Raw genomic sequence first — 4978 nt, 5'->3', positions numbered from 1 at the left:
GTTCGAAGCAAGGTCGCCATCGGCGAGCCGAAGACAGCGAAGGGCCGTCGGTCGATCTCCCTTGACTACGGCACGGTCGCTGTCCTCCGCGCTCACCGAAAGTTGATGCTCGAGGAACGGCTACTCGTCGGACCCGACTTCAACGACACGGGTCTGGCCTTCCACTACCCCGACGGATCATGCCTCCGACCCGACGCCGTGAGCGGTCTGTTCCTACGTCGAGTCAATCGCCACGATCTCCCCCGCCTGACGATCCACGGCCTCCGCCACACCTGGGCGACGCTCGCTCTCGAACAAAGCATCCACCCACGCGTTGTACAGGAACGACTCGGCCACTCCACGATCGCAATCACCCTCGGCATCTACAGCCACGTCGCCCCGACGCTCCACGACGAGGCTGCGGCAACGGTGGCTTCTTCAATCCTCGGGGCTACCGGAGGCTCCCACTAATGACCCGCCTGGACGTGCTGACGGACATCGAGTTTGAGGCTCTCGTCAGAGACCTGTTGGTTGCACAGATGGGACGCCCCGTGGAACGGTTCAGCCGCGCAAGGGATGGAGGTGTGGACCTCCGATGGGTCGTCGATCCAGAACTGCTGGGCATCGGACAATGCAAGCACTACCTCCGTTCGACGTTCTCACAGCTGAATGCAGCGGCCCGCTACGAAGAATCGCAGCTCGCAGCGATTCAGCCCGCTGACTATCGATTCATTACCTCGTTCCCGTTGTCGAAGACTCAGAAGGACCAGATCAGAACGACCTTCGGTTCTTGGATGACTGGCCCAGAGCAGGTCCTCGGTCGCGAAGACGTCGAAGGCCTCGTCGCACTCCACCCTCATGTTGAACGACGCCACCCGAAACTGTGGCTCTCGACAGGCACACAGCTCTTCTGGGCAACCCACTCCGAACTGTTGAACCGCTCTGCAGCTCTTCATGACCGCATTGAGGACAGCCTGCGTCGATACGTGGTGAACGGCTCCTACGGCGAAGCGCAAGCGCTGCTCGAGGAGAAGCGTGTGTGCATTATTGCTGGCGTGCCAGGAATCGGAAAGACGATGTTGGCGCACGTGCTGCTTGCCGATGCCGCACTCGCTGACTACGAGCCGGTCGAGATTTCAGAGGACGTTGCTGAGGGTTGGGCTGCGTTCGACGAGGAGGTCCGACAGATATTCCTCTATGACGATTTTCTGGGCGAACTCTCATTCGCTGAACGCCTCGGGAAAAACGAAGACCGTCGGCTAGCGGCGTTCATTGAGAAGATCGCCTCCTCGCCTGGCAAACGACTCGTGCTCACTACACGCGAGTACGTCCTCCGAGATGCCCGGCAGAAGTACGAAGGACTGCGACGACTCGGCGAACAGATGGACTTCGTCCTGGAGTTGAAGGATTATCAGCGGATCGACCGTGCATCGATTTTGTACACGCACCTCTGGCACGGTGATCTCTCTTCAACCGCGCTAGGCGAGGTAGCTGAGGGCGGGTACAAGCCGATCATCGATCATCCGTCGTACAGCCCACGACTCATTGAGTACTGCACCGGTCGAGCGTTCGATACCAGTTCAGGCGGCTATGTCGAACGGTTCGTGAACTTGCTCGATCATCCCCACGAATTGTGGCGAACAGCGTTTGAGGAACACTTGCCCTTCGAGCAGCAGGTGCTGGTGGTCACTCTCGTTGCTTTCGGACCGGCCGTTCGTGTTGAGTCCCTGCGCGCGGCCTACCACTCCTTTTGTTCGAATCTGGGTAGAACCGTTAGCGCCGCCGACTTCAGGCGACACCTCGGTGCATCTGAAGGCACGTTCGTAGAGATTTTCGAGGATCGTCACGAGCCACACGTCCGATATCACAATCCATCCGTTCGCGAGTTTGTACTCGATTGGCTGGCCGCAGACGCAGCGCTGACGAAGTCGATCGTGGAGAGCGCTCTCTTCTTCGAGCAGCTTGAAAGGCTCATCCTGCACGGCACCGGATCCGCCCGCGGCTGGCAAGACTCAGCACCGAGGCCAGCGTTACTGGAAATCCTTCGGTCGATGACTCCGCTGCTGGAACGCCGCTTCGCTGATCTCGTCGACTCTGACGCTCCAGAGCAAGTTTTTCAGCTCACCAAAGACGAAGGACTGATCGCAGAACCGCGGGAGGTATCAAAGGAGGCCCGACTGCGGTTTCTAGTCGCTCTCGAACCCGACCTCCGCCCAAGCGATAGCTGGCTCGCGTCCCAGATCGAGAGCGTCGCATACTTCTGGCGCTTCGGCGAGGGGAACAAGCAGCTGGCTGCATACCTGCTTGAGGAATTGGACGAACACAAGATTCAGATCCCGGATGAAATCCGGCTGTCGGCCGGCTCGTCGCTCAACGCCTTTCTGCGATCGAGCCTCGACGAAACCGAGGCGGATTGGGGTCCACTCATGTACCGCTCGCGGGGGGCCGCTGGCGCCGAATTCAACGACGATTCAACGCTCGCTGCGGAGTTCGAGCAACATGCTCGTTCCGAGCTCGACAGCTGGTCGTTGCCGCCCGCTGCCGAAGAACTTGAGGAGTTTGCTCGAGAGTTCGGCTTCGAGAATCTCGCAGCAGAGATCCAAGCTGCAATCGAAGAGAGCCGCAGCAGAGCGGAAGCCGAGGAGGGCGCAGGCCGACCAATGTCCAACCGAATGACTGAGCGGCCCCAATCTGACGCCAAGGAGTCTCGGGAGATTGGATCGATGTTCCGCCGACTAGGACAGCAATAGCGTGCGATTCGCACTGTGGTCAGTGGATTGAGTTTGCAGCCAGGCGTTCCGACAACTCGCTGAGCGAACACGAACGCGGAGACGTTCTGCTGCGCCCTAACACTCTTTGGCGGAGTCAGCAAGATTGCGTCCGGAGTTCTCCCCTAACTACTCGAAAAGACCAACCGGCGCAGGGGCCACCAGCCAACCCTTCGACCGAAGCCTCTCAAGTGCCACCTCGACGTGCTTGGTGGTGAAGAGCTTGCCCTTCCGGTCATTCCACGATCGAACCGCTCGCTCCACCTCGCCATCGCTATGAATCGAAGGAGCAAGCTCACCATGAGCACCACGCGTGGCTGCCCAGTGAACGGTCGCTAGGAGCTCTAGCCCATAGGTCGACTCGTAGCCTTCAATCAGGTCCGCAACCCTTGCCGTTCGGTCTCGCGTTTCGTGGAGAGTTGAGAGTAACTCCTCCGATTCCGCCACAGCGCCGGGGAGAAGTCGGAACGGAATGACATCTAGTGCTCTCGACGAGCCGTCGCCCATCCCCTCAATGTGGTGACCTTCCATGGACGTCAGGACATGGCGAAGATTGTCCGCGTAGGGCCCGTACTGCCCCTTGACGTAGTTGAGCCGAAGTGGCTCGCCAGCCTCCTGCATGAAGTACATCAGCTTCTGAATGTCGACCGTCGTGATGTCGATGGCGAACGGAAGGTATCGGTCCATCACGGCGACCAACGCGGCGCGGCCCGGGGTCATCTTCGGGCGGTCCGTGCGGATGGGTTGCGTAGCGGGAGTCGGCGCGCCATCCGGCCCGAACAAAAGAACCTCGACTTCGGGTATGTCGGTAAACGCAGCCACGATCATCGGACGTACATCGGACCAATCAAGGCCGCCAAGACCGCAGCCAAGCGGCGGCAATGCAATCGATTGAATCGACAGGTCGCCGATGACTCGGACCAACTCAGTCAATCCTGTCTCAATATCGGAGAGGCGGGACTTCGATCGCCAATGCTTCTTGGTCGGGAAGTTGATGACGAAGCGCGGCTGGACCTGCGCAAGCGCGCCCGCATCCCACACGAACATCTGACCAAGCTCCACCTGCCCCTGATCGCACGCTCGCTTGTACGCCTTGTAGTTCGCAGGGAACGCACGCTTGAACTGCAGCGCAATTCCCTTGCCCATAACGCCCACCGTGTTCACGGTGTTCACGAGCGCGTCAGTTTTGGCTTGGAGCAAATTCCCCGTCTGGTCACGAATCACTGTTTCCCCCTCATCATGGGTAGTACCAATCCGGTCGAGTGACAATCGGGATGTCGTACTCGAAGTTACCGAACATCTGTTCTACCATAGTCTTACGCTGTTCGTCCGGCACGCCGACAGCACGCAGGAGTTGAAGCGGCATTTGTTCGTGCACAAGGGCCTCAGCCATCCGTCGCTCCATCCGATCTGGATGTTGCTGGGTCGTGTTCCACTGCTGAGACCTCATCAGGTTCCAGTCGATGAAATCGGACTGCGGAGAATTGCTCGCCAGGTCGCCGAGAACCGAAACGTCGTTCGAGAAATCGGCAAACGCAACCGCCGCGTTTCGATCGGAGAACACGCAGCTCAGATCCGCCGCGACCAACGTAGAAACGTCGGTTACCAAGTAGACGAGATCCTTGACAGTTCCCGTGAACGTGGGAACGTTGCCACGCCACAGGGAGTACATCATCGGCGATCGAGTCGAGAAGTAGAAGGGCACGTAGTCAGCCACTACCCCGCCCGGTTCGCACGAGACCGGGATACTCCTTCGCCGATCCTTAATCCCCTGGTGTCCGGCTTCAACCGACAACAGATTCGTCTTCTGCACTTCGGTATCGCTGAGCAGAGCGCCGAGGCCAAGGAGGTCACCGAGATTGTCGAGGTGAGTGAAGTGGTACATCAGTCCACACTGCGGAGTTGTCAACGCCTTGCGCCGTTCACTGGATGCTGCACCACGCGGGTGGATTCTAGGCGTCGAACCTGAGCCAAGCAGTGAGCAGGCTCTACGACGGACATCCGCCGAACGCGACTCCTTGCGCCCGCAACGTTAGAAGTCCGTTAGAAGTCGGCCCCCAGACGCGAAGAAATCCCTTGCGTAGCAAGGGATTTCTTGTGCGCGAGGGGGGACTTGAACCCCCACGCCCTTACGGACACCAGCACCTGAAGCTGGCGCGTCTGCCATTCCGCCACTCGCGCAAGTGGAGGCTGAACGATAACCGGGCGCGTCCAGGATCTCCACGCGCAAT

At 59.4% G+C, this 4978-nt stretch carries 4 protein-coding genes and 1 tRNA gene; 2 read left to right on the top strand and 3 right to left on the bottom strand.

The window, feature by feature from the left end; all coding sequences use genetic code 11:
• Positions 1-450 (top strand): tyrosine-type recombinase/integrase (locus tag ACH2EI_RS20870; protein ID WP_395161477.1); only part of this gene is annotated, 450 nt, incomplete at its 5' end.
• Positions 450-2729, top strand: a complete 2280-nt coding sequence (locus ACH2EI_RS20865) for a hypothetical protein (protein WP_395152098.1) — start codon at positions 450-452, stop codon at positions 2727-2729. The genes ACH2EI_RS20870 and ACH2EI_RS20865, both read left to right, overlap by 1 nt.
• 147 nt (positions 2730-2876) lie before the next feature.
• Here ACH2EI_RS20865 and ACH2EI_RS20860 read toward each other — a convergent pair whose 3' ends face one another.
• From ACH2EI_RS20860 to ACH2EI_RS20850, 3 genes are all read right to left on the bottom strand, one after another.
• The gene (locus ACH2EI_RS20860; RefSeq protein WP_395152100.1) at positions 2877-3920 is read right to left on the bottom strand and encodes a macro domain-containing protein; all 1044 of its coding nucleotides are present in this window, start codon (positions 3918-3920) and stop codon (positions 2877-2879) included.
• Positions 3921-3984: 64 nt separating this feature from the next.
• Complete coding sequence (locus tag ACH2EI_RS20855; protein ID WP_395152102.1) at positions 3985-4632, bottom strand: DUF4433 domain-containing protein; 648 nt, start codon at positions 4630-4632, stop codon at positions 3985-3987.
• A 213-nt stretch (positions 4633-4845) separates the two neighbouring features.
• Positions 4846-4928, bottom strand: a tRNA-Leu gene (locus tag ACH2EI_RS20850).
• Positions 4929-4978 lie beyond the last annotated feature (50 nt).

Source organism: Ilumatobacter sp. (assembly GCF_041688325.1).
GTDB lineage: Bacteria > Actinomycetota > Acidimicrobiia > Acidimicrobiales > Ilumatobacteraceae > Ilumatobacter_A.
Note: the sequence above shows the minus strand (reverse complement) of the source record. Positions and strands in the feature narration are given on the sequence as shown.